The 22,903-nt window shown below is 62.2% G+C and carries 22 protein-coding genes and 1 pseudogene; 18 read left to right on the forward strand and 5 right to left on the reverse strand.

Going from position 1 to position 22,903, the window contains the following annotated elements:
• Positions 1-181 (reverse strand): annotated as a pseudogene (locus HJB83_RS03830) (IS6 family transposase); the annotation flags it as partial.
• 262 nt (positions 182-443) lie between these two features.
• On the opposite strand from HJB83_RS03830, the gene HJB83_RS03835 reads away from it, so the two are divergent.
• The 3 genes from HJB83_RS03835 to HJB83_RS03845 all read left to right on the forward strand — a co-directional run bounded on the left by HJB83_RS03835 (position 444) and on the right by HJB83_RS03845 (position 2,022).
• Positions 444-1,316: an SDR family oxidoreductase gene (locus tag HJB83_RS03835; protein WP_259669684.1), complete on the forward strand. Its 873-nt coding sequence runs from the start codon at positions 444-446 to the stop codon at positions 1,314-1,316.
• 107 nt (positions 1,317-1,423) lie between these two features.
• Entirely contained in the window at positions 1,424-1,627 is a 204-nt protein-coding gene (locus tag HJB83_RS03840) for an NmrA family NAD(P)-binding protein (protein ID WP_207584446.1), read from the forward strand.
• Positions 1,624-2,022, forward strand: coding sequence for an NmrA family NAD(P)-binding protein (locus HJB83_RS03845; protein WP_221166554.1), 399 nt, complete (start codon positions 1,624-1,626; stop codon positions 2,020-2,022). The genes HJB83_RS03840 and HJB83_RS03845 overlap by 4 nt, the downstream gene beginning before the upstream one ends.
• A gap of 175 nt (positions 2,023-2,197) precedes the next feature.
• Here the strand turns inward: HJB83_RS03845 and HJB83_RS03850 are convergent, their stop codons facing one another.
• The gene (locus tag HJB83_RS03850) at positions 2,198-3,085 is read right to left on the reverse strand and encodes a helix-turn-helix domain-containing protein (RefSeq protein ID WP_207584444.1); all 888 of its coding nucleotides are present in this window, start codon (positions 3,083-3,085) and stop codon (positions 2,198-2,200) included.
• A gap of 95 nt (positions 3,086-3,180) precedes the next feature.
• Between HJB83_RS03850 and HJB83_RS03855 the strand changes: the two genes are divergently transcribed.
• Positions 3,181-4,743 (forward strand): 4-hydroxyphenylacetate 3-hydroxylase N-terminal domain-containing protein, encoded by a 1,563-nt coding sequence (locus tag HJB83_RS03855; protein ID WP_207584443.1) that lies wholly within the window; start codon positions 3,181-3,183, stop codon positions 4,741-4,743.
• A 10-nt stretch (positions 4,744-4,753) separates the two neighbouring features.
• Positions 4,754-5,266, forward strand: coding sequence for a flavin reductase (locus tag HJB83_RS03860; RefSeq protein WP_207584442.1), 513 nt, complete (start codon positions 4,754-4,756; stop codon positions 5,264-5,266).
• A gap of 191 nt (positions 5,267-5,457) precedes the next feature.
• On the opposite strand, the gene HJB83_RS03865 is transcribed toward HJB83_RS03860, so the two are convergent.
• The 3 genes from HJB83_RS03865 to HJB83_RS03875 all read right to left on the reverse strand — a co-directional run bounded on the left by HJB83_RS03865 (position 5,458) and on the right by HJB83_RS03875 (position 9,026).
• On the reverse strand, positions 5,458-5,952 hold the full coding sequence (locus tag HJB83_RS03865; RefSeq protein WP_221131291.1) for a cytochrome P450: 495 nt from the start codon (positions 5,950-5,952) through the stop codon (positions 5,458-5,460).
• 38 nt (positions 5,953-5,990) lie between these two features.
• Positions 5,991-7,469, reverse strand: coding sequence for an aldehyde dehydrogenase (locus tag HJB83_RS03870; protein WP_221131292.1), 1,479 nt, complete (start codon positions 7,467-7,469; stop codon positions 5,991-5,993).
• Between the two features lie 105 nt (positions 7,470-7,574).
• The gene (locus HJB83_RS03875) at positions 7,575-9,026 is read right to left on the reverse strand and encodes an APC family permease (protein WP_221117654.1); all 1,452 of its coding nucleotides are present in this window, start codon (positions 9,024-9,026) and stop codon (positions 7,575-7,577) included.
• 319 nt (positions 9,027-9,345) lie between these two features.
• Here HJB83_RS03875 and HJB83_RS03880 point away from each other — a divergent pair, with 319 nt between their 5' ends.
• The 13 genes from HJB83_RS03880 to hpaI all read left to right on the forward strand — a co-directional run bounded on the left by HJB83_RS03880 (position 9,346) and on the right by hpaI (position 22,778).
• Complete coding sequence (locus tag HJB83_RS03880; protein ID WP_221117653.1) at positions 9,346-10,134, forward strand: IclR family transcriptional regulator; 789 nt, start codon at positions 9,346-9,348, stop codon at positions 10,132-10,134.
• Positions 10,131-11,384: a Tm-1-like ATP-binding domain-containing protein gene (locus tag HJB83_RS03885; RefSeq protein WP_221131293.1), complete on the forward strand. Its 1,254-nt coding sequence runs from the start codon at positions 10,131-10,133 to the stop codon at positions 11,382-11,384. The genes HJB83_RS03880 and HJB83_RS03885 overlap by 4 nt, the downstream gene beginning before the upstream one ends.
• Positions 11,381-12,031 (forward strand): HAD family hydrolase, encoded by a 651-nt coding sequence (locus HJB83_RS03890; protein ID WP_221131294.1) that lies wholly within the window; start codon positions 11,381-11,383, stop codon positions 12,029-12,031. Before HJB83_RS03885 ends, HJB83_RS03890 begins: the two co-directional genes overlap by 4 nt.
• A gap of 16 nt (positions 12,032-12,047) precedes the next feature.
• A complete protein-coding gene (locus HJB83_RS03895; RefSeq protein WP_221131295.1) occupies positions 12,048-13,403 on the forward strand; it encodes an aspartate aminotransferase family protein in 1,356 nt (451 codons plus the stop codon).
• A 2-nt stretch (positions 13,404-13,405) separates the two neighbouring features.
• Positions 13,406-14,689 (forward strand): aspartate aminotransferase family protein, encoded by a 1,284-nt coding sequence (locus tag HJB83_RS03900; protein ID WP_221131296.1) that lies wholly within the window; start codon positions 13,406-13,408, stop codon positions 14,687-14,689.
• Positions 14,690-14,696: 7 nt separating this feature from the next.
• On the forward strand, positions 14,697-15,716 hold the full coding sequence (locus tag HJB83_RS03905; protein ID WP_207584433.1) for a homoserine kinase: 1,020 nt from the start codon (positions 14,697-14,699) through the stop codon (positions 15,714-15,716).
• Between the two features lie 53 nt (positions 15,717-15,769).
• Positions 15,770-16,156, forward strand: coding sequence for a 5-carboxymethyl-2-hydroxymuconate Delta-isomerase (locus HJB83_RS03910; RefSeq protein WP_221131297.1), 387 nt, complete (start codon positions 15,770-15,772; stop codon positions 16,154-16,156).
• A gap of 44 nt (positions 16,157-16,200) precedes the next feature.
• Positions 16,201-17,718, forward strand: coding sequence for a 5-carboxymethyl-2-hydroxymuconate semialdehyde dehydrogenase (hpaE, locus tag HJB83_RS03915; RefSeq protein WP_221131298.1), 1,518 nt, complete (start codon positions 16,201-16,203; stop codon positions 17,716-17,718).
• Between the two features lie 34 nt (positions 17,719-17,752).
• Positions 17,753-18,733 (forward strand): 3,4-dihydroxyphenylacetate 2,3-dioxygenase, encoded by a 981-nt coding sequence (hpaD, locus tag HJB83_RS03920; RefSeq protein ID WP_207584430.1) that lies wholly within the window; start codon positions 17,753-17,755, stop codon positions 18,731-18,733.
• A gap of 70 nt (positions 18,734-18,803) precedes the next feature.
• The gene (gene gabD / locus HJB83_RS03925; protein ID WP_221117644.1) at positions 18,804-20,258 is read left to right on the forward strand and encodes an NADP-dependent succinate-semialdehyde dehydrogenase; all 1,455 of its coding nucleotides are present in this window, start codon (positions 18,804-18,806) and stop codon (positions 20,256-20,258) included.
• A 27-nt stretch (positions 20,259-20,285) separates the two neighbouring features.
• Complete coding sequence (locus tag HJB83_RS03930; RefSeq protein WP_207584428.1) at positions 20,286-21,155, forward strand: fumarylacetoacetate hydrolase family protein; 870 nt, start codon at positions 20,286-20,288, stop codon at positions 21,153-21,155.
• 1 nt (position 21,156) lies between these two features.
• The gene (hpaH, locus tag HJB83_RS03935; RefSeq protein WP_207584427.1) at positions 21,157-21,960 is read left to right on the forward strand and encodes a 2-oxo-hept-4-ene-1,7-dioate hydratase; all 804 of its coding nucleotides are present in this window, start codon (positions 21,157-21,159) and stop codon (positions 21,958-21,960) included.
• Between the two features lie 11 nt (positions 21,961-21,971).
• On the forward strand, positions 21,972-22,778 hold the full coding sequence (gene hpaI / locus HJB83_RS03940) for a 4-hydroxy-2-oxoheptanedioate aldolase (RefSeq protein WP_221131299.1): 807 nt from the start codon (positions 21,972-21,974) through the stop codon (positions 22,776-22,778).
• Positions 22,779-22,903: the final 125 nt, after the last annotated feature.

Consider the following 22,903-nt stretch of genomic DNA (forward strand, 5'->3'; position numbering starts at 1 on the left):
GGCAGGCGAGAAGCGGCGAATACTTCACCACCCATCTGTTCAGCGTCGCGTGGTCAACGGTAACGCCGCGCTCGGCCATGATCTCTTCCAGATCACGATAGGAGACTGCATATCGGACGTAGAAAAATACCGCGTATAGAATAACCTCTTTCGGGTAATGGCTGCCTTTGAAATCGACCATGATCTGGAACTCAACCTGCCTGCTCATCTTCAACCCAGATCTATGGCATCACCAACCTGGCGGCAAATGTGCTGAGAAATTTGCGACAGAACCGCGGCTATTTCCACTCTTTGCCGAGATCTAATCGGAAGTCGCAAGGCGGAACTGCAGTCTACCCCGCATTGACCTTGGCTGCGCCCACGGATTGCCTTTTGTCTCCGACTTTGCTAGGAAATCGCTGTCGAAAGAGTGCTGGCCGGATGGTAGCCCGGTCGCCGTCCCCTTGGACGGCAACTCCTCCCATTTGGGTATCCGCGACACCTGGACCGGCTCGCCGGTCGTCGAGGTGTGTCCGCTGATAACCCTGAGGTCATTGTCGGCTCACCTTTCAAACTCGATGGAAGGACGCACGACTTTGACTATTACAGGAAACACAATTCTTATCACCGGTGGCGCGACCGGCATCGGTCTGGCGCTTGCGCGGGGCCTTGCCGAGAGGGGCAACAAACTCATCATCTGCGGGCGAAGTGGCGATGCGCTGGCCAAGGCACAGGCGGACTTGCCGGCGCTGGTCACGCGGGTTTGCGACGTTGCCGATGCCGGGAGCCGCCGTTCGATGGTCGAATGGCTGAAGGCGGAACATCGCGATCTCAACGCAGTCATCAACAACGCCGGTGTTCAGAACCACCGCGACTTCACCTCCGATCCCGGTATGCAGACACTCGACCAGGAAGTGGCCATCAATCTTACGGCACCGATCCACCTGATCGCCGAACTCCTGCCAATGCTAAAGGAAAAAAGCCACGCGTTGATCGTCAACGTAAGTTCCGGTCTCGCTTTTTCGCCGATGGCTGATGTCCCCGTCTATTGTGCCACCAAGGCAGGGATCCACTCTTTCACGCTCAGCCTGCGCCACCAGTTGAAGGCGACGGGGATACGTGTGGTGGAAGTCGCCCCACCGATCGTCGATACCGGTCTTGGCGGCGACAAGCGCAGCGAGGGGACGGCTAACAATATGATGGTCACTCCCGAAGCGTTCGCAACCGAAGCGCTGGCCCAACTGGAGGCTGGCAATGACGAGGTTCTTGTCGGGGTTTCTGTTCAGACGCGCAAATTGGGTGAAGCCATGTTCGAGCGCATGAACAGCCGCTCCTGATACATGATGCGGATTGTCGCGATCAATCGCGGCAATGCCGAGTGCACATGCCTTTCGGGTCGATATCGCATTCGGATAGAAGGCAGCACGCGCACGTCGGGGAGGTGATGAGTGTGACTATTCTGGCAGTCGGAGCGGCCGGCGACCTGGCGGGGCTCGTGATCCCCGCGCTCGTCGATCGCGGTGCACTGGTTCGCGGCCTGGTTCGCAAACCGGAGCAGGTTCAAACCGCAAAAGATCGCGGCGCTCATGAGGTGGCCGCAGGGATCTCTCTAACCCAAAAAGCCTTGATGCGGCTTTGCAAGGCGTGAGCGGTGTCTTCTACATCGGCCCTGTGTTCGAGCCGAATGAAGTCCAATTTGGACTAAACATGATCGCGGCGGCTCAGCGCGCTGGCGTGCGCAAGTTCGTGTTCTCGTCGGTGATCCACCCGATCCTTAGCCTGCCCAACCATGCGGCTAAGACGCCGGTCGAGAACGAACTGATCAACTCGGATCTCGATTACACGATACTTCCCATGCGTGTAGTTTCAGAACTACGCGCCCCTTCATGGGAACGGATCGTCGAGACCAGTTGCCTGGCTGAGCCGTGGTCAGCCGAGACCCGTTTCAGCCGCGTGGATTACCGGGACGTCGCGGAGGTTGCCGCCATCGCGCTCACCGAAGATCGCCTGGCCTATGGAACTTTTCGAGCTGTGTGCGCCTGATATCATGAACCGCAACGATGTGGCGGCGCTCATTGGTCAAGTTATGAGAAGGAAGATCAGGGGCAACGGTCGATCGGGCAAAGAATTCCACCCCGAAACTGAACCGGCTCAGTTCCGGATGGAAATCAACCGAACGACCTGAGCCGGTAACGCGGCAATAGTTCGCGCTTCATGTTCAGGTCGTCGACGAGGCCGTCTCCTGCAGATGGCGCCTGCGCCAGGCAGCGGGCGCCTCGCCGGTACGCTTGCGGAAGAAGCGAGTGAAATAGGCCGGATCCTCGACACCGATTTCGCGCCCAATGTCTTCCACCGATCGGACGGTGAACATCAGAAGACGCTTCGCCTCCAGCAGCCGCCGCTCCAGCAGCAACTCCTTGACGGACAATCCGAAGACTTCGCGGGCCGCCTTGTCGAGCAGATGTGGCGTGGTCGCAAGCTCATTCACGTAGGCCCTGACAGGCCAATCCTCCTTGTAGTGAAGGTCGATGACACGGCGTAGCGCAAGACCGAGTGAGACCGTCGTCGAGGTGGACGGCAACGCCACGCGACCGCCGATGCGGCCCATCAGTGACAGCACGACGCCGATCAGACCACACAGCACCTTCTCGTCTTCCGTACCGCGATCACGATAATCTTCGGCAATCATGTCGAGGAGTGTGCCGAGCTTCGACCATACCGGGTCCGACGGCTGGCCGGCCAGGAAGGTCGGCACGTCGAGATTGAGCGCGACCTGCGGCACGATCGCCTTCAGCATGTCGTCCGAGATCGACACGACAATCGCGTCGGACTGTTCGTCGACATCGAAACCATGCACCACGTTGCTCGGCACGAAGCTCACGGCGGGAGCGGAAAAATTCCAAGTCTCCTCTTCGATCCGATAGGCTCCGCCACCTTGAAACCAGTAAGTGATCTGCCCCATCAGCGGATGTTTGTGCGGCGAAACATGTCCGAAATGCAGGGTTTTTCGCTCCATCACTGTTTCGACATGCAGGAATCCCACATCGAGCGAGCGGCTCGGCTCGCCATAGACGAAAAAAATCGGAACGTCGCTTCGTGTCGCCATGCCGGAAAAAGTACCAGCGAATTCCCTTCTTTGTCCATGGTCTATCCGCGGCTCCCGTTTTAGCTTCTGACAATATTCCAAGGGAGGAACCTGAGATGCGAGCTGAAGACCACCGCGGCGACAAGACCCGTCCGTTTACCGGCGCCGAATATCTCGCCAGCCTGCGCGACGGTCGCGAGGTCTATATCAACGGCGAGCGCATCGCCGACGTCACCAGCCATCCGTCGATGCGTAATTCCGCGCGTTCGATCGCGCGGATGTATGATGCGCTGCATAACGAAAAGACCAAAGACCGGCTGACATCGCCGACCGATACCGGCAATGGCGGCTATACCCACAAATATTTCCGGGTGGCGAAATCTTCAGCTGAGCTCGTCGCCCAGCAGGGCGCCATCGCCGATTGGGCTCGCATGTCCTATGGCTGGATGGGCCGCACCGCCGATTACAAGGCGGCGCTGATGAACACGCTCGGTGCCAATGCCGACTGGTATGGGCCGTTCAAGGACAATGCACTCGCCTGGCACAAACGCGCGCAGGAAGCAGCGCTGTTCATGAACCACGCGATCGTCAATCCGCCGATCGACCGGCACAAGCAGGCCGATGCCGTCAAGGATGTCTTCGTCCACATCACCAAGGAAACCGATGCCGGCATCTACGTGTCCGGCGCCAAGGTGGTCGCCACGTCCTCGGCGCTGACGCATTACAACTTTCTCGCCCAAAGCTCGGCGACGGTGACGGAAGACCCCTCGCTCTCGGTCATGTTCATCGTTCCGATGAATGCGCCCGGGATCAAGATGTTCTGCCGCGTCTCCTACGAGCAGACCGCCAACACGATCGGCCAGCCCTTCGACTATCCCTTGTCCTCCCGCTTTGACGAGAACGATGCAATCCTGGTGCTCGACAACGTCTTCGTCCCCTGGGAGGACGTGCTGGTCCTGCGCGATGCGGCCAAGATCCTGTCCTTCCATCCGGCCTCCGGCTTCATGCACGGCTATTGCTTCCAAGGCTGCACGCGCTTTGCCGTCAAGCTTGACTTTATGGCGGGGCTGCTTGCAAAGGCACTGCGGGCCACCGGCGGTGATGCCTTCCGCGGCAATCAGGCGGCGCTCGGCGAGGTCATTGCGCTGCGCCACATGTTCTGGTCCTTTTCCAACGCCATGGCCCACAATCCGCAACCATGGGCGAACGGCGCCGTGCTGCCCAACATGGAAGCGGCGCTTTCCTACCGCACCTTCATGTCGGAGGCCTATCCGCGCGTCATCGAGACGGTGCGCAAGGTCGTAGCCTCGGGGCTGATCTATCTCCCCTCCTCCACCAAGGATTTCGGCAATCCCGAGATCGACCGCTATCTCGCCCAATATGTGCGCGGTTCCAACGACATGGGCCATATCGAGCGCATCAAGATCATGAAACTGCTTTGGGATGCGACCGGCACCGAATTCGGTGGGCGTCACGCGCTCTACGAACTTAACTATGCCGGCGCGCCTGAGGAAGTTCGGCTGCAGGTGCTGAAGGGCGCCGAGCGCGGCGGACGGCTGAAGGAGATGGAAGCGCTCGTCGACCAATGCATGAGCGACTACGACGAAAATGGCTGGACCAGCGACACCTGGCTGCCGCCGCTCGATGCAGCGTCTCCCGTGCGTAACGCGGCCGAATGAGGCGACGACCATGGAGGAGCAAGTCTCGAAAACCGAGTTCCGCAATGCGATGGCCAGGGTCTGCGCCCCGGTCAACGTCATCACCACCAACGGACCCGCCGGGCGCGGCGGGTTCACCGCCACCGCCATGTGCAGCGTCACCGACGAACCGCCGACACTGCTCGTTTGCATGAACGGTCGCTCAGCCCAATGCGGCGTCTTTCTCGAAAACCACCGCTTTTGCGTCAACGTACTCGCAGATGATCACCAGGAGCTGGCCGGCTATTTCGCCGGCCGCCAGGCGGATATGGCGGCCCGGTATGCCGCGGCGGAATGGGTCGATATGCCATCGGGAACCCAGGCACTGGCCGGCGCCATGGTCTCCTTCGACTGCCGGCTCGCCGAGGCGCGCCTGGTCGGCACGCACCATATCTTCATCGGCCAGGTCATTGGCATTCGCTCGCGGGCGGATGGCAATGCACTGCTTTACTTCGACCGCAACTATATCAACGTGCCGACGCAGGTGGGCAGTTTCGGTGGCTAGTGCATCGGGCCGATGCCTGGCGTCAAAGTGGTACAGCGCCTGAAAAAACTCCTGCGCTGTACCACCTATCGCAGCGTGACGTTCGATGTCGAGGGAGCGCTGAATTCCCAGCCGCGAATCTGCACCGGGCCGTCATCACGGAGCGCGATCTCCGGCGGTTTGTCGATCAGATAGGGGGACGCCGAAGTGATCTACTGCCGGGCAAACCAGCGCCCTGCACAAAAGTGATGGCCGAAGCCGAAGGCCGCGTGACTTCCCTCGTACGGTGAATGTCGAAGCGTCCCGGATCCGTGAACCGCTCTCGCAATACGAGGCCGAGGCGAGCACGGCGGCGACCGGTTGATTGGCGGGATCGTCACGCCACCGATTTCGACGGCCTGTGTCGTCTGTCGCGTCTGCGTAGCGATCGGCGTGATCCAGCGCAAGGCTTCGTCGACGGAGCGCGGAAGAAGCGCATCGAGATCGCCCTTCACTTCCGCGAACTGATCCGGGTTCTGCAAAGGGCCTGCCATGATCGAACCCGCTCCGTGGCCAGGCTCCTGCATGCCGCCGAGCTGCACGATTTTGAGTGTCGGCAGCACGAATTCTATGGTGCGAGTCTGGTCCTCGGGCATGCGGTCATGCAGCATAAGCGACAAGGCGGAATCGTCCGGCTCTTCGATGAGCTTCTGCATCACGGGCGTCACGGTGATTTCGGTGCTGACTGCTGGCCGAAATTCCTGTTTTAGAGCTGGATCCACGCGGTTTTCAGATCGACATATTTGTCCAGCGCATGCAACGATTTGTCATGACCATTGCCCGATTGCTTGACGCCGCCGAGCGGAACGCTGTTGTCTGACCCGCCATAGGTATTGACATGCACGACGCCGGCGCGGATTCCGCGCACCATCCGGTGGGCGCGCGACAGGTTCGACGTCCAGACGGCGGAGGCCAGGCCGTATTCCGTGGCGTTGGCGATCTGCAGGGCTTGCGCCTCCGTCTCGAACGGAATGACCGACAGGATCGGCCCGAAGACCTCCTCACGGGCAAGCGCCATCGATGGCGTCACGTCGAAGACCGCCGGCCGCATGTAATAGCCGCCCGTCTCCTCCAGGATGCGGGCGCCGCCGGTGCGCAGCAGAGCGCCCTCCGACACGGCCTGGGCGACATGGCCGAGGTCTTTCTGCAACTGGATCTCGCTTGAGATCGCGCCCGCTTCGGTGGAAAGCTGCAGCGGGTCTCCGACCCTCATGGAGGCGGCAATGCCGGCGACCTTTTCCGAAAATTCCTCGTGGATCGATTTTTCCACAAGCAGGCGGGAGCCCGCGACGCAGACCTGGCCGGAATTGCGGAAGATGCCGTGGGCCGACACCGTGGCCGCCTGATCGAGATCCGGCGCATCGGCAAAGACTATGTTCGGAGATTTGCCCCCGAGTTCGAGATAAACGCGCTTCAGGTTGGAGTGCGCCGAATATTCCAGCAGCCGGCGCCCGACCGGGCCTGAACCGGTAAAGGCCAGCACATCGATATCCATGTGCAGCCCGAGTGCTTCGCCGCTGACGGCGCCGCGCCCGGTGACGACGTTGAGCACGCCATCCGGCAATCCCGCCTCTGCGCAAAGTTCGGCGAGCCGCAACAGCGTCAGCGACGCGCCCTCGGCCGGCTTCAGGACCACGGAATTGCCGGCCACTAGTGCCGGTGCAATTTTCCAGGCGCCGATCATCATCGGGAAATTCCACGGCACGATGGCGGCGACGACGCCCACCGGCACGCGGTGAACGAGACCGAGAATATTGTCGACCGTCGGAGCGATCTCGCCATAGACCTTGTCGATCGCCTCGGCATAGTAGCGGAAGGTGCCGGCGGCACTGCCCGGCTCGGCCTTCAGCGCCATGGAGATTTCCGTGCCGTTGTCGCGCACGCCGAGCACGGCGAGTTCGAGCGCGCTCTTCTCGATCAATTCGGCAATCTTCAGCAGCACTTTCTTGCGCTCAGCAGGTGCTGCCTTCGACCAACTGCCCTTTTCGAAGGCACGCCGCGCTGCCTTGACGGCGAGATCGACATCGTCGGCGCCGGCATCGGCGATCGTCGTCAACCGGGTTCCGTCGATCGGCGAGATGACATCCATCGCAGCACCGCTGACAGGCGGTCGCCATGCGCCGCCGATGAACAGCGACCGAGGTGCAATGTCGAGCATCCGGAGTTGATTGATCTTGTCCTGCATCTCAATCCTCGCAAAATTAAAGCATGTCGCGCAAAACTGTGCAGCGATTTTGCGCGCGTTAGATCGGCGGGCGATGCGCCCCGCCCGCCAATCTAACCAGTTTCATCAGGCTTCCTGGCCCGCGCCGAGACGTCCGAAGCTCACTGAATCCGCCGATCTCAACCGCGCGGCAGCCATGAAGCCGATGATCGCTGCGATCAGCACGAGACCCGGAAGGAAGACGGCCAGAACGCCGCTCGCTCCGGCAATGCTGCCGAAATAGATGGTGATATAGACCACCAGCGCCATCAGGATTACGCCTGTCACAACCGGGAGCACCTTGGTCACCAGCATATTGTTTTCGAGACCTGGATTGCGGCCGAAGAAGGCAACGATCGCAAATGCGGTAAACGCCATCAGCAGGATGATTGCCAGCGTGCCGACATTGGTGAGCCAGGAAAACAGCGCCAGCACCGGATCCTGCCCGGTGAAGGCAAAGAGAGCGACGACGACAGCCGCAATGACTGTCTGGATCACTGAGCCGACATGCGGGCTCTGGAATACCGGATGGGTGACGCCGACAGACTTCGGCAGCAAGCCTTCGCGGCCGGCGACATACATGTAACGGGCAACGCCGTTGTGGAAGGCAAGCACGCCGGCAAACAGGCTGGTGACAAACAGGATGTTCATGACCACGACAATCCAGTGGCCGACATAGCGCTCGGCGAGGCCGAACAGGAACGTCGTCGGATCGGCAAGGCCCTGCAGTTCGGGAACAAGCTTGTCGGCGCCGCTGCCGGCCACCATCAGCCAGGAGGTCAGCATGTAGAAGAGGCCGATGATCAGCACGGAAATATAGGTCGCACGCGGCACGGTCTTGTGCGGCTCGCGGGCTTCCTCGCTGTAGATAGTGGTGGCTTCGAAGCCGATGAAGGCGGCAAAGCAGAAAAGGATGCCGATTGCCGGCGTGCCGCTCATGAACGCAGCTGGCGTGAAGGGGGTGGCCGAAAGGCCGCTGTCGCCGCCCTTCAAGAAGATCGCCGCATCGATGACCAGGACGACCAGATATTCGAGAATGACGAGAACGGTCAGAACTTTGGCCGAGAGATCGACACGGCGATAGCCGAAGACGGCCACGATCGCGATACCGATAAAGGTCCAGACCCACCAGGGCAATTGCAGGCCGAGGCCGGCGAAGAGGCCCGAGGTTGCTGCGCCGAACAGGCCGAAGACGCCGATCTGCATCGCATTATAGGCCAGGATGGCGATCAACGCCGCTGCTCCTCCCATCATGCCGCCCAGACCTTGGGCCGTGTAGGCATAGAATGCGCCGGCATTGCGGATGTGCCGGGCCATGGCGACGTAGCCGACGGCAAAGAGCAGCAGGATCAGCGTGACCAGCAGAAAAGTGAGCGGAATGCCCGGTCCATTGCCAAGCATCATCGACAGCGGCACGCCGCCGGCAACCGCCGTCAGAGGGGCTGCGGCCGAAACCACCAGGAAGGTCACGGCACCGACGCCGAGGCTGTTCTTGCGCAGCTGGTTCTCAGCCGTGCCTTGCGAGTTTTGCGTATTCATCTGCCTTCGTTCCCCTTGTTAAGAACATCCGATAATCCCTGCGATTGCGCGCAGGCGACCTCCACCAGAACCGGACTGACAAACGGGCGCTTATGCTTTTGTTGATTTTACCGCCGTCAGCGCTTATGGTTCATTATTTGAACCGCAGCTTCAAATATAGACTTGCAAACAATCCCTGCGTCTGTCAAGTTATTTCGCATGTTAAGTATCTTGGGTCGCCGCCATCGTGCCGCGGCGCAGGGTCTGCGGCCTGATTTGACCGATGGCGCCGAGCCGACGCGGGGAAACCTGGGCATGACCCGACCCAAGAGGAGGAACGATGAGCACGATCGGAAAGGCGCTTTCATTGCTGGATACGCTGTCGCGACTGGATAAGGAGGCGGGTCTGACGGACATCGCCCGCCTGTGCGCGCTCGACAAGGCGACGACCCGCCGCTTTCTGGTGGAATTGGAAAAACACGGTTTCGTCGAGCAGGATCCCGATACCCGCCGCTATCGGATCGGATCGGCGCCGGTTCGTCTCGCACGCATTCGCGAGGCCCGCTATCCGTTCCTGCGCGTTGCCATTCCCTTCATCAAGGCGCTCGCCGAAACATCGATGGAAACGGTGCATTTCTCCGAGTTCTCCGGTGGCCAGCTTTCGACCATCCACGTGGAGGATTCGCCGCGGGCTCACCGCGTCATCGTCGAAGTCGGCATCCCCCTGCCCTTTCACGCCACCGCATCCGGCCTGGCCTTCCTCGCCTTCTGCCCGCCGACGGAGATCGACGAAGCGCTTGAAAAGCCACTCGAAAAGTTCACAGACCACACCGTCGTCGATCCCGCACGGGTGCGCGATCTGCTCCAGGAGACGGCTGCGCGAGGCTTTTCCATCAGCCATCAAGGTCTCGAAGCCGGTGTCGTCAGCACGGCTGCGCCGATCCGCGCACCCGGCGGTCATCCGGTCGGCTGCGTCGCCATCGCCGCCCCGCTGGCCCGCATCACAAAGGCGGCGATCGACGAATTCGGGGCTCAGGCCATCACGGCCGCCGATGCGATTTCAGAAAAATACTACGGATCGGAAAGGCCCATGGGAACCAGTGTAAAAATCAGGAGGACGGATCGATGAGCCCTGTGGCTCCTTCGCCAAGAATACTCGTCATCGGAACCGGTGACACCAAATGCGACGAACTGCAATTCATGGCGTCCGTCATAGAAGAAGCCGGCGGCCGACCGGTCATGGTCGATGTCAGTGTTCTCGGCGACCCGCCCTACCTACCCGATTATTCCAAACATGACATCGCGCAAGCCGCCGCGACCTCGATTGCGGCGATCACCGAAAGCGGTAACGAAAACAGTGCCATGGCCGCCATGGCGAAGGGGGCGACTGCACTTGTCCGTAAGCTCTACGATCAAGGATTGGTGGACGGCATCATCGTGCTCGGCGGCTCCATGGGCACGGATCTGGCGCTTGACGTCGCAGCCGTCCTGCCGCTCGGCGTGCCGAAATTCGTGGTTTCGACCATCGCCTACTCCCATCTGATCCCGCCCGAGCGCATCGCGCCCGATCTGATGATGATCCTCTGGGCCGGCGGCCTCTACGGCCTCAACGGTATCTGCCGCTCAGTCCTGTCACAGGCCTGCGGCGCCGTTGTCGGGGCCGCCAAGCACGGAAGCAAGCCCGACTGCGAACGCCCGCTCATCGGCATGACTTCGCTCGGCTCCTCCTGCCTGAAATACATGAAGCATCTGAGGCCCGAGTTGGAAAAGCGCGGCTACGACGTCGCCGTGTTCCATTCCACCGGCATGGGCGGGCGCGCCTTCGAAGCCATTGCCTCCCAGCGCGGCTTTGCCGCCGTCTTCGATTTCTGCATCCAGGAGGTCAGCAACCATCATTACGGCACGGTGGTCACCTCGGGACCGGACAGGCTTGAAAATGCCGGCCGCGCCGGCATCCCTCAGATCGTCGCTCCGGGAGCCATCGATATGGTCGATCTGCAGGCCTGGCAGCCCCTGCCCGACATCTTTACTGACCGTCCGTATCACGCTCACAACCGGCTGATCGGATCGGTGACGACATCGCCCGAGGGACGGCGGGAAGTCGCCCGGCTGATCGGGCGAAAGCTCGAGCGCGCCGATGCGAAGGTCGCCTTCCTGCTGCCGACCGAAGGGCTGCAGGAATGGGACAAAGCCGACGAGCCGCTGCATGATCCGGAAGGGCTGACCGCCTTCCTCGACGAGATGCGCCGGGCCCTCCCAGCCTCCGTCGCCCTTCACGAGGTCGATGCCCATATCAATGCGCCGTCCTTCTCGGCCGCCGCGCTCGCCATTTTCGACAATTGGGTCGCCGAAGGCGTGATCCCGAAAGGACGGCCATGACTGCAAACCGCGCCCTCATCCTCGACTTCGGCGGCGTGGTCACCCGCACCCTGTTCGAGACGCATGACATCACAGAACGCACGCTCGGGCTTGCGAAAGGCTCGCTCGGCTGGCTCGGGCCTTTCGACACCACAACCGATCCGCTGTGGGTGGCGATGCAGAACCGCGAGATCACCGAGCGCGATTACTGGCTGAGTCGCACCAGTGAAGTCGGCGCCCTGCTCGGCGAAACCTGGACGGATATGCGGACTTTCGTGCGCCGGGCCCGTGGCGCCGAGCCCGAACTCGTGCTGCGTCCGGAAGCCCGCGACGCCATCCTGCGCGTCAAGGACGCAGGGCTGAAGCTTGCGATCCTGTCGAACGAGCTCGATCTTTTCTACGGCGTCGAGTTCCGCAAGCGCTTCCCGCTGATCGAACTCTTCGACGTCATCGTCGATGCCACCTACACCAAGATCCTGAAACCCGATCCGCGCGCTTACGAACAGGTGCTTTCCGAGCTCGGCCTGCCGCGCGAAGCCTGCGTTTTCGTGGACGACCAGAAGAAGAACATCGAAGGCGCTGAAGCCGTCGGATTGCCGCATGTGCATTTCGACGTCACCCGGCCTGCCGAAAGCTATGCCCGCGCACTTGCGATGCTGGGGCTCTGAACCGAAGGGAATAGAGATGCGTGAAACCAATTTCATAGCCGAAAACAATGCCCGTCACATGTGGCACCCGATGGCCCACCCGGCCGAAATGCAAGCGCATCCGCCGCGCATCATCAGCGCCGGCGAGGGCGTGGAGATCGTCGATATCCAGGGCAAGAAGGTGCTGGATGCGGTCGGCGGCCTCTGGAACGTCAATCTCGGCTATTCCTGCGAACCGGTGAAGAAGGCGATCCGCGACCAGCTCGACGAGCTGCCCTACTATTCGACGTTCCGCGGCACGACGAATTCGCCGCTGATCGAACTGTCCTACGAGCTTGCCGAATGGTTCCGGGAAGACGGGCTCAACCGCTCCTTCTTCACGTCGGGCGGCTCGGATTCGGTCGAAACCTGCCTCCGGCTCGCGCGGCAATATCACAAGATCAACGGCCAGCCCGAGCGCACCAAATTCGTTGCGCTGAAGAAGGGATATCACGGCACCCATTTCGGCGGGGCATCCGTCAACGGCAACCAGAATTTCCGCCGCAACTACGAGCCGCTGCTGCCGGGCGTCTTTCACCTGCCCGCACCCTTTGCCTATCGCAATCCGTTCGGTATGAGCGACGCCGCAGAGATCGCGGCGGCCATCGGCCGGCTGTTCGAAGACGAGATCGCCTTCCAGGGGGCGGACACCATCGCCGCCCTGATCGTCGAACCGGTGCTCGGCGCCGGCGGCGTCATCGTCCCGCATGAGACATTCCTGCCGCTGATGCGCGAGATCTGTGACCGCCACGGCATTCTGCTGATCGCCGACGAAGTCATCACCGCCTTCGGTCGTGCCGGCGCCTGGACGGGATCGCGCCTTTGGGGCGTCAAACCCGATCTCATGTCCACCGCCAAGGCGATCACCAACGGCTACTTCCCCTTCGGCGCCGTCATGATCGCCGACAACGTCGCCGAAGTTTTCGAAAGCAACAAGAACGGGGTCGGCACGATCGGCCACGGCTATACCTATTCCGGCCATCCGGTCGGCGCCGCCGCCGCACTTGCGACGCTGAAGGAGACCAAGCGGCTGGATGTCGCCGCCAATGCCGCCGCCCGCGGCGACGAACTGCTGGCCGGCCTGAAAAAACTGCAGGAGAAGCACGAGCTGATCGGCGACGTGCGCGGCAAGGGCCTGATGTGCGCGCTCGAACTCGTCAGCGATCGAGGCAAGAAGAGCGCGGCGTCGAAGGATGTCCTGCAAAAGGTGCAGGATGCTGCCTATGATGCCGGCGCCCTCGTCCGCACCTCGGGAGCCAATGTCATCATGTCGCCGCCGCTCGTCATCACGGCCGGGGACGTGCAGACGATATTGACGGCGCTTGACGCCGGTCTCACCGCCGCGGGAGCCTGATCATGTCCAACAATGCTGCCCTCATCGCCCGTCGCGAGCGCCTTCTCGGCCGGAACATGTCGCTCTTCTACGAGGAGCCGGTCCACCTTGTCCGTGGCGAGGGCGTCTGGCTTTGGGATGCCGACGGCCGCAAATTTCTCGACTGCTACAACAACGTGCCGCATGTCGGCCATTGCCATCCGCGCGTGGTCGAGGCGATCACACGACAGGCCTCGACGCTCAATACCCATACGCGCTATCTGCATGAAGGCATTCTCGACTATGTCGAACGCCTGACCGCGACCTTCGATAGGAGCCTTGACGCCGCGATCCTCACCTGCACCGGCAGCGAGGCGAACGACATCGCGCTGCGCATGGCGCAGGCCGTCACCGGCAAGACCGGCGTGATCGCCACCGACCATACCTATCACGGCAACACAGCTGCCGTGTCGCAGCTGTCGACCCGCATGCCGCCGGTCGGCGGCTTCGGCGGTCATGTCAGGCACGTGCCGGCGCCCGATAGCTACCGTCCGCTCGGCGGCGAAGGCGGCGATGCCTTTGCCGCGGCCTTCGCTGCCGAGGTCGAGAAGGCGATCGCCTCGCTTCAGGACGGCCCGCACGGGTTTTCGGCGCTGATCATCGATCCGTTCTTTGCCAATGAAGGTTTTCCGGATCTGCCGCCGGGCTTCCTCGTCAAGACGGTGGCTGCCGTGCGCAAGGCCGGCGGCCTTGTCATCACCGACGAGGTGCAGCCGGGTTTCGGCCGCACCGGCTCGCATATGTGGGGCCATCAGCGCGCCGGCATCGTTCCCGACATCGTGACGCTCGGCAAGCCGATGGCCAATGGTCATCCCGTCGGCGGCGTCGTCGCCAATGCCGATACGCTGAACGCTTTCCGCAAGGCGTTCCGCTATTTCAATACGTTCGGCGGCAATCCGGTCTCCTGCGCCGCCGCCATGGCGGTCCTCGATGTGATCGAGGATGAGAAGCTCGTCGAGAACGCCCGCCATGTCGGCGAATATACACGCGGCGCCTTCAAGCGGCTTGCGGAAAAACATGCGATCATCGGCGACGTGCGCGGCAGCGGCCTGTTCATGGGCATGGAATTCGTGCTGGACCAGACGACCAGGGAACCGGCCGTCACGCAGGCGACCCGGATCGTCAATGCGATGCGCGAGCGTGGCGTGCTGATGGGCAAGATCGGCATCCATCAATGCGCCACCAAGATCCGCCCGCCGATGCCGTTCTCCAGGGATCATGCCGACCTGATGCTGTCGGTCTTCGACGACGTCCTTGGCAGCTTGTGAGGCAGGGATGGGCGATCAACTGCCGCAAACCATCCGGGATGCCCTGCAGGAACGGGCGCTGGAAGCGCTCGGCCACTGGTCGGCCTTGGCGGACGACCCGGTTCTGCTGAAATACCGGGAAAACGCCGTCTTCCGTATCACGCTTGCCGATGGCCGATCTGCCGCCCTGCGGCTGCATCGGCCGGGCTATCATGACGAGACGAGCCTGCGCTCGGAACTGGACCTTATGGCAGCGCTGCGGTTCGGCGGCCTCGATGTGCCGTGCCCCGTGCCGACCGGAAACGGGCAAAACCTCATTTGCCTTCCGGAGAGCTGCCGGTTTCCCGAGCAATATGCCGACGTCGTCAGCTGGGTCGACGGCGCGGCCCTTGGGCAGAGCGGTACGCCGCTGTCGCAACCGGCTGAAACGCAGGCAGATATCTTCTTCTGCATCGGCCATGCCATGGCGACCATGCATGATCTGGCCGACGCGTGGGCTCTGCCGGCAGATTTCCGCCGTCCGGCATGGGACGCCGAAGGCCTGCTCGGAGAAAAACCCCTCTGGGGCCGCTTCTGGGATTGCCCGGGACTTTCACGCGACGAGGCCTCGGCGCTCTCGGCGTTGCGCGACGACTTGCGGCACCGCCTCGCCAATGCGCAGCGACACGGCCTCGACTACGGCCTGATCCATGCCGATCTTGTACGCGAAAACATCTTCCTGACGGGAGATGAAGATCGTGTCGCCTTTATCGACTTCGACGATGCGGGATATGGCTTCCTCTTGTTCGATCTCGCCACGGCACTGCTGAAGAACCGCCAAGAGCCAGCCTACCCCGCCATCGAGAATGCCTTGATCACAGGCTATCGCAGCCGGCGCGGTCTTTCCGATGCGGCGCTGGAATGCCTGCCGTTGTTCATGGTGTTGAGGAGCCTCACCTATATCGGCTGGCTTGCCGAGCGGCCCGAAATCCCGAACGCCGCCGAGCGCCTGTCGCGTTATGTCGCCGAAAGTCTGGAACTCGCAAGAAAGCTCGATACCGGAGCTTGACATCCACGGTCAATTTATTAACATGTTAAGTAAATAGAGATCGGGGAGGATCGATGCCACATCTCACCATCGAATATTCGGCCAATCTCGACGATCGCGCTGATATCGGCGCGCTCTGCGAGGCGCTGCTGAAGACCGTGCTGGAGACGGGCCTCTTCGAACTCGGCGCGGTGCGCGTCCGCGCCCTTCGCGCCGATCATTATGCGATTGCCGACCAGCTCCCGGAAAACGCTTTCGTCGACCTGAACTTCCGCATCGGCAAGGGCCGCACGGCTGAGGAGAAGAAGGGCACGGGCGAAGCGATCTTTGCGGCGGCGGCGGACGTTCTCGGCCCGCTCTTCGAGACGCCGCATTTCGCGCTGTCGCTGGAGATCCGCGAGATCGATGCGGAGCTGAGCTGGAAGAAGAACGCCATCCATCCGCGGCTTCGCGGCAAGTGACAACGCCCGCGTCGCGGGATGAGACAACATCGAGGAAATAGACGATGTCCAAACTGCAGGAAAACATCGCAAAGGCCGAAACCTATCTTGCGCGGCTGAAGGAACGCGGTGTCCTGAACCGGATCGGCGGCGAGGATGTGACGGCCGATGACGGCTCGACCTTCGAGACGATTTCGCCGGTCGATCTGCAGCCGCTCGCCACCGTCGCGCGCGGCAAGGCCGCCGACATCGACCGGGCCGCCAGGGCCGCCAAATCAGCCTTTGCCGAGTGGGCCGCCATGCCGGGCGATGCCCGCAAGAAGCTGCTGCACAGGATCGCCGACGCGATCGTCGCGCGGGCCGAAGAGATCGCTTTTGTCGAATGCATGGACACGGGGCAGTCGCTGAAGTTCATGGCCAAGGCGGCGCTGCGCGGTGCGGAGAACTTCCGTTTCTTCGCCGATCGCGCCCCTGAAGCCCGCGACGGCAAATCGATTCGCGCCGACGGCCAGGTCAACATCACGACCCGCAATCCGATCGGCCCCGTCGGCATCATCACGCCCTGGAACACGCCGTTCATGCTGTCGACCTGGAAGATTGCGCCGGCACTCGCCGCCGGCTGCACCATCGTCCACAAGCCGGCCGAGTTCTCGCCGCTGACGGCACGCCTGCTCGTCGAAATCGCCGAAGAGGCCGGCCTGCCGAAGGGGGTCTGGAACCTCGTCAACGGCTTCGGCGAGGATGCCGGCAAGGCGCTGACCGAACATCCGCTAATCAAGGCGATCGGCTTCGTCGGCGAGAGCCGCACCGGCTCGATGATCATGAAGCAGGGCGCCGACACGCTGAAGCGGGTGCATTTCGAGCTTGGCGGCAAGAACCCGGTCGTCGTCTTCGCTGATGCCGATCTGGAGCGCGCCGCCGATGCCGCCGTCTTCATGATCTACTCGCTGAACGGCGAGCGCTGCACCTCGTCCTCGCGCCTATTGGTCGAGGACAGCGTCTATGACAGGTTCACTGCGCTCGTCGCCGAAAAGGCGAGCCGCATCAACGTCGGCCATCCCCTCGATCCCGAGACGGTCATCGGACCGCTGATCCATCCGGTACACGAGAAGAAGGTGCTGGAATATATCGCGATCGGCAAGTCGGAAGGCGCAACGGTCGCGGCCGGCGGTGCCAAATATGACGGTCCGGGCGGCGGCTGCTATGTCTCGCCGACCCTGTTTATCGGCGCCGACAACGGAATGCGCATAGCCCAAGAAGAGATCTTCGGGCCGGTGCTGACCGCCATTCCGTTCAAGGACGAAGCCGAGGCGCTCGCCCTTGCCAACGACGTCCAGTACGGCCTGACCGGCTATCTCTGGACATCGGACGTCACCCGCGCCTTCCGTTTCACCGATCATCTCGAGGCCGGCATGATCTGGGTGAACTCGGAAAACGTCCGCCACCTGCCCACCCCCTTCGGTGGAGTGAAGAACTCGGGCATCGGCCGCGACGGCGGCGATTGGTCTTTCGACTTTTACATGGAAACCAAGAACGTCGCCTTTGCCACCAAGCCGCACGCCATCCAGAAGCTCGGCGGCTGAACGACAGCAGCAGGTATAAAGAGGAGGAACCCCCATGCCCTTGCCGCAACCCAATCTCTACCCGCCCTTCAACATCGTGCGCCTCAGCCATGTCGAATACGGCGTCAAGGATCTTGCCAAATCGCGCGCCTTCTATGTCGATACGCTCGGCCTTCAGGTGACCGACGAGACGGCCGACACCATTTATCTGCGCGCCATGGAAGAGCGCGGCCACCACTGTATCGTCCTGAGGAAGTCGGAGATATCGGAGGCCCGCGACCTCGGCTTCAAGGTCTTTGGCGACGAGGATCTCGACAAGGCTGCGCACTTCTTCAAGGGCAAGGGCCTGCCGGTGGAATGGGTCGAGCGGCCCTACCAGGCGCGCACCTTCCGCACCCGCGATCCGCTCGGCATTCCGCTCGAATTCTATTCGAAGATGGACCGCCTGCCGCCGATCCACCAGAAATATGCGCTCTACAAGGGCGTCAAGCCGCTCAGGATCGACCACTTCAACTGCTTCTCGCCCAATGTCGATGAATCGGTGGCCTTCTACAACGAGATCGGTTTCCGCGTCACCGAATACACCGCCGACGAGGAAACCGGCCGGCTCTGGGCCGCCTGGACGCATCGCAAAGGCGGCGTGCACGACATTGCTTTTACCAATGGCAAGGGTCCGCGGCTGCACCACACCGCCTTCTGGGTGCCGACACCACTCAACATCATCGACCTGCTCGACCTGATGGCGACGACCGGCTGGGTGTCCAACATCGAGCGCGGCCCCGGCCGCCATGGCATCTCCAACGCCTTCTTCCTCTATATCCTCGATCCGGACGGCCACCGCATCGAGATCTACTGCTCGGATTATCAAACGGTCGATCCCGACCTCGAGCCGATCAAGTGGGATCTGAAAGATCCGCAGCGCCAGACGCTCTGGGGCGCCACGGCGCCGAAATCCTGGTTCGAGCATGGCAGCCTGTTTGCCGGGACGCCGATACGGGAAGCCGATCTCAAAGCGCAGCCGATCGTTGCCCCATGATCGGCATCAGCCCATGATGCGACGCCGCGCGTCGGCTTCGCATCAACTCCATCGATAAAGGACCGTCACCATGCAGCTCAAAGATATCAGTCTGTTCTGCCAGGCAGCCCTCGTCGGCGATCACTGGATTGAGGCTGACCGGGAGACGGGTATCGCGGTCACCAATCCGGCCACGGGCGAGACCATCGGCTACGTCCCGAAGCTCGGGGCCGCCGAGACCCGGGCCGCGATCGAGGCCGCGCGGATCGCGCAGAAGGGCTGGGCTGCCAGGACCGCCAAGGAGCGCTGCGGCATCCTGCGCAAATGGTATGAGCTGATGATCGAGAACAAGGACGATCTCGGCCGCATCCTGACGCTGGAGCAAGGCAAGCCGCTGGCGGAGGCCACCGGTGAGATCGTCTATGGCGCGAGCTTCATCGAATGGTTCGCCGAGGAAGGCCGCCGGATTTACGGCGACCTGATCCCCGGCCATCAGCCCGACAAGCGCATCATGGTGATGAAGCAGCCGATCGGCGTGGTGGCCGCGGTTACGCCGTGGAACTTTCCGAACGCCATGATCACCCGCAAGGCCGGGCCCGCCCTGGCCGCTGGCTGCGCCATGGTGCTGAAGCCGGCCAGCCAGACGCCGTTTTCGGCGATCGCCATCGCCATCCTTGCCGAACGCGCCGGACTTCCCAAGGGCCTCTTCAGTGTGATCACCGGCTCCGCACGGGAGATCGGCGGCGAAATGACCGCCAATCCCGTCGTGCGCAAGCTGACCTTCACCGGCTCGACCGAGGTCGGCGCCGAGCTTTACAAGCAGAGCGCGCCGACCATCAAGAAGCTCGGCCTGGAGCTCGGCGGCAATGCGCCGTTCATCGTCTTCGACGATGCCGATCTCGATGCGGCGGTAGAGGGCGCCCTGATCGCGAAGTTTCGCAACAATGGTCAGACCTGTGTCTGCGCCAACCGCATCTATGTGCAGGAAAAGGTCTACGACGCCTTTGCCGAGAAACTCGCTGCCGCCGTATCCAAGCTCAAGACCGGCAACGGCTACGACGAGGGCGTGATCCTCGGGCCGCTGATCGACAAGGCAGCGCTTGATAAGGTCGAGGAGCACGTGGCCGATGCCGTCGACAAGGGCGCCCGCATCGTTCAGGGCGGCAAGAAACACGCGCTCGGGGGCACTTTTTACGAAGCGACCATCCTCGCCGATGTCACCAGGGAGATGGCGGTTGCCCGCGAGGAGACCTTCGGTCCGCTGGCACCGCTCTTCCGCTTCAAGGACGAAGCCGACGTGATCGCCCAGGCCAACGACACCGAGTTCGGTCTCGCCTCCTATTTCTATGCCAAGGATCTCGCCCGCGTCTTCCGGGTCGCCGAGGCGCTGGAATACGGCATGGTCGGCGTCAATACCGGGCTGATCTCGACGGCCGAAGCCCCCTTCGGCGGCGTCAAGCTCTCCGGCCTCGGCCGCGAAGGCTCGAAATACGGCATCGAGGAATTCACCGAAATCAAATATGTCTGCCTCGGCGGCATCGCCTGAGGCCAAAGCAAGGCCCGAGAGAAAAGCATGACCCATCCAAGATTCCTGTCCTTCTCCAGAAACGGCCGTCATGGCTACGGGCTTGCCATCGACGGCGGTGTCGTCGACCTGTCGGCCCGCCACGGCGCGACCTGGCCGAGCCTGCGCGAGGTCATCGAGGCAGGCCGCCTCGCTCAGCTCGCCAACGAAGGCAAGACATTGAAGCCGGATTATACGTTGGATGAGATCCGCTTCGAGATCCCCATTCCGTCGCCGGAAAAGATCATCTGCGTCGGGGTCAACTTCCCCGACCGCAACGAGGAATATAAGGACGGCCAGGCGGCCCCCTCCAATCCCTCCCTGTTCATCCGTTTTCCCCGGTCGTTTACCGGCCACGGCCAGCCGCTGATCCGGCCGCCGGAAAGCCCGCAGCTCGACTATGAAGGCGAGATCGTTATCGTCATCGGCAAAGGCGGCCGGCGGATTGCCGAAGCGGATGCATTTTCCCACATCGCCGCCCTGTCGCTTTGCAACGAGGGCACGATCCGAGACTGGGTGCGGCATGCGAAATTCAACGTCACCCAGGGCAAGAACTTCGATCGGACCGGCTCGATCGGTCCGTGGCTGATCCCGTTCACGGATGAGAGCCAACTCGCCAATATCAAGCTTGAGACGCGGGTCAACGGCGAAGTGCGCCAAAGCGACCGCACCAGTCGGATGATCTTTTCCTTTGCCAGAATCATCAACTACGTCTCGACCTTCACCACCCTGGTTCCCGGCGACGTGATCGTCACCGGCACGCCGACGGGCGCCGGCGCCCGCTTCGATCCGCCGATCTGGCTAAAGCCCGGCGACGTCGTCGAAGTCGAGGCGAACGACATGGGCGTCCTCACGAACACGATCGCCGACGAGGTGTGAGATGCTGACGTCAGACGAGATCAGGCAGGCCGCCGAGCGGCTCGATATAGCAGAACGGACGCGCGTCCAGACGGAGCTTCTGTCGCTGAAGTATCCGCACATGACGATGGACGATGCCTACGGCGTACAAGCCGCCTGGGTGAAGAAGAAGATCGCCGCCGGCCGCAAGCCGATCGGCTGGAAGATCGGACTGACCTCGAAGGCGATGCAGTATGCATTGAACATCGACACGCCGGACTCCGGCGTGCTCTTCGACGACATGCTATTCGAGGACGGCGCGACAGTGCCCGCCGACCGCTTCATCCAGCCGCGCATCGAAGCCGAAATCGCCTTCGTCATGAAGGCGCCGCTGAAGGGGCCTGGGATCTCGATCTTCGATGTGCTGAACGCCACCGATTACGTGACGCCTGCGCTCGAAATCCTCGACACCCGCATCCTGCGCGCCGATCCTGGGACAAAAAAGGCGCGCACCATCGTCGACACCATTTCCGACAACGCCGCCAATGCCGGCATCGTCACCGGTGGCCGCGCCGTAAAGCCCGACCAGATCGACATGCGCTGGATGGGCGCGATCGTCAGCCGCAATGCCGAGGTCGAAGAGACGGGGCTCGGGGCCGGCGTTCTCAATCAGCCCTCCCGCGGCGTCGCCTGGCTTGCCAATCGCCTGGCGCAATATGGTGACGGCATCGACGCCGGCCAGATCGTGCTGGCGGGTTCCTTCATTCGTCCGATCGAGGCGCGGCACGGCGATACCATCGTCGCCGACTTCGGCCCCTATGGCTCCGTCAGCCTCTTCTTTGCCTAAGGATCAGCACCATGCCCGCGCCCAAAAACCTCTTCAAGCAGGCTCTGAAGGAAGGCCGCGCCCAGATCGGCCTCTGGCAGGCGCTCGCCAACCCCTACACGGTCGAAATCTCAGCCGGCGCCGGTTATGACTGGCTGCTGCTCGACGCCGAACATGCGCCGAACGACGTACCGCTTCTGGTCTCGCAGTTGCAGGCTATGAAAGGCGCGGCGAGCCATGCGGTGATCCGCCCGCCGGTCGGCGAGACCTGGATCATCAAGCAGATGCTCGATATCGGCGCGCAGACGCTGCTCATTCCGATGGTCGACAGCAAGGAGATGGCGGAGGCCATGGTCCGCGCCATGCGTTATCCGCCGCAGGGTGTGCGCGGCGTCGGCGCCGCCCTTGCCCGGGCGTCGGCTTTCAACCGCATTCCCGACTACCTGCAAACCGCCAATGACGAGATCTGCCTGCTGCTGCAGGTGGAGAGCCGTGCAGGGCTTGCCGCACTCGATGCGATCGCTTCGACCGACGGCGTCGACGGCGTCTTCATCGGCCCGGCCGATCTTGCCGCCGATATGGGGCATCTCGGCAAGCCGGGCGCGCGCGCGGTGCAGGCGGAGGTTGAAAAGGCACTTGCCAGGATCCAGTCGCACGGCAAAGCCGCCGGTATTCTCATCGGCGATCTCTCTCTGGCCAAGCGCTATCTCGAGCTCGGCGCCACCTTCGTCGCCATCGGCAACGATGTCACGCTGCTCACCAATGCGACGACCAGGCTCCTCGACGACTTCAAGAAAGCGGAACCTTCTAGACCCGCAACCGATGCGAAGGTCTACTGACACTTTCCGCCTGTATTGTTTTGCACGGCCTGCATCATTTTGCACGCTCAGTCAAAACCAACTGCACAAATAGACGCTACGCCTCGGCATGCTTCGATCATGATTGCGAAGGTCAAGAGGAGGCA

This window comes from Rhizobium sp. NZLR11 (assembly GCF_019685115.1).
Classification (GTDB): Bacteria; Pseudomonadota; Alphaproteobacteria; order Rhizobiales; family Rhizobiaceae; genus Rhizobium.

Bases quoted from the DNA above. Each gene is read 5' to 3' on its own strand.
- HJB83_RS03885 (WP_221131293.1), top strand. From the start codon at position 10,131: ATGAGCCCTGTGGCTCCTTCGCCAAGAATACTCGTCATCGGAACCGGT.
- HJB83_RS03895 (WP_221131295.1), top strand. From the start codon at position 12,048: ATGCGTGAAACCAATTTCATAGCCGAAAACAATGCCCGTCACATGTGG.
- HJB83_RS03900 (WP_221131296.1), top strand. From the start codon at position 13,406: ATGTCCAACAATGCTGCCCTCATCGCCCGTCGCGAGCGCCTTCTCGGC.
- HJB83_RS03840 (WP_207584446.1), top strand. From the start codon at position 1,424: ATGAGTGTGACTATTCTGGCAGTCGGAGCGGCCGGCGACCTGGCGGGG.
- gabD (WP_221117644.1), top strand. From the start codon at position 18,804: ATGCAGCTCAAAGATATCAGTCTGTTCTGCCAGGCAGCCCTCGTCGGC.
- HJB83_RS03880 (WP_221117653.1), top strand. From the start codon at position 9,346: ATGAGCACGATCGGAAAGGCGCTTTCATTGCTGGATACGCTGTCGCGA.
- HJB83_RS03850 (WP_207584444.1), bottom strand. From the start codon at position 3,085: ATGGCGACACGAAGCGACGTTCCGATTTTTTTCGTCTATGGCGAGCCG.
- HJB83_RS03910 (WP_221131297.1), top strand. From the start codon at position 15,770: ATGCCACATCTCACCATCGAATATTCGGCCAATCTCGACGATCGCGCT.
- hpaI (WP_221131299.1), top strand. From the start codon at position 21,972: ATGCCCGCGCCCAAAAACCTCTTCAAGCAGGCTCTGAAGGAAGGCCGC.
- HJB83_RS03890 (WP_221131294.1), top strand. From the start codon at position 11,381: ATGACTGCAAACCGCGCCCTCATCCTCGACTTCGGCGGCGTGGTCACC.
- hpaE (WP_221131298.1), top strand. From the start codon at position 16,201: ATGTCCAAACTGCAGGAAAACATCGCAAAGGCCGAAACCTATCTTGCG.
- HJB83_RS03855 (WP_207584443.1), top strand. From the start codon at position 3,181: ATGCGAGCTGAAGACCACCGCGGCGACAAGACCCGTCCGTTTACCGGC.
- HJB83_RS03870 (WP_221131292.1), bottom strand. From the start codon at position 7,469: ATGCAGGACAAGATCAATCAACTCCGGATGCTCGACATTGCACCTCGG.
- HJB83_RS03875 (WP_221117654.1), bottom strand. From the start codon at position 9,026: ATGAATACGCAAAACTCGCAAGGCACGGCTGAGAACCAGCTGCGCAAG.
- HJB83_RS03930 (WP_207584428.1), top strand. From the start codon at position 20,286: ATGACCCATCCAAGATTCCTGTCCTTCTCCAGAAACGGCCGTCATGGC.
- hpaD (WP_207584430.1), top strand. From the start codon at position 17,753: ATGCCCTTGCCGCAACCCAATCTCTACCCGCCCTTCAACATCGTGCGC.
- HJB83_RS03860 (WP_207584442.1), top strand. From the start codon at position 4,754: ATGGAGGAGCAAGTCTCGAAAACCGAGTTCCGCAATGCGATGGCCAGG.
- HJB83_RS03905 (WP_207584433.1), top strand. From the start codon at position 14,697: ATGGGCGATCAACTGCCGCAAACCATCCGGGATGCCCTGCAGGAACGG.
- hpaH (WP_207584427.1), top strand. From the start codon at position 21,157: ATGCTGACGTCAGACGAGATCAGGCAGGCCGCCGAGCGGCTCGATATA.